We start from the raw sequence: 697 nt of genomic DNA, 5'->3' as shown, positions 1-697 counted from the left end.
TTACGATCTTGTGCGCAATGGAACGGTTGGTGGTGTCCGTCCGACGTAGGCGATGATCTTCGGATGTCGATCCGGTGGGCTCGTCGTGTGTTCAGCCATCCCGCGTTCACCGGGATCTCCCGCCGACATCTGCACCTGCTACGTGCCGAGGTGTTCCCGATGTGGCTGGCGGGTCGGGAAGGCCGGTTGCATGCCCGTCGGGGTGGTCACCGACTGCGGGCGGCTGGTGCTGGCCGTCGTCTGACGCTGCGGTTCGCTGACCGGCTGACACTCACCCTTGCCCATCTGCGTCTTGGGGTGCCGCACGAGGCCCTGGCCGTAGCGTTCGGGGTGGACCGCTCGACCGTCACCCGAGCGATCGGGCAGGTCCGGCCCCTGCTGGCCCGTCGCGGGTTCGCCCGCCCCAGCGGGATCCGGCTGCGCACCCTCGCGGACGTGTTCGCCTACGCCGCGGCCGAAGGCGTCACCCTGCGGGTGGATGCCACGGAGATCCGGGTACGTCGGCCACGCGCCGGCCGGCCTGGGCGCAAGGCATTCGTGTCGGGCAAAGCAAAGCAGAACACGATCAAAGCCACCGTCGTGGCCGACGAGTACGGCACGACGCTGTGGTGCGGCGGACACCGACCAGGCCGGATGCACGACACCACCGCCGTACGGGTCGAGGGTATCGACGCCCTGCTGCACGCCTACCCACAGG

At 69.0% G+C, this 697-nt stretch carries 1 protein-coding gene; it reads left to right on the top strand.

Annotation, left to right across the window (positions count from 1 at the left end):
* Positions 1 to 297: 297 nt before the first annotated feature.
* Positions 298 to 697, top strand: a 400-nt coding sequence (locus ACY34I_RS40550; protein WP_462760856.1) for a transposase family protein, incomplete at its 3' end; no start/stop codon positions are given.

This window comes from Micromonospora sp. RTBAU3-60, assembly GCF_054963695.1.
Note: the sequence above shows the minus strand (reverse complement) of the source record. Positions and strands in the feature narration are given on the sequence as shown.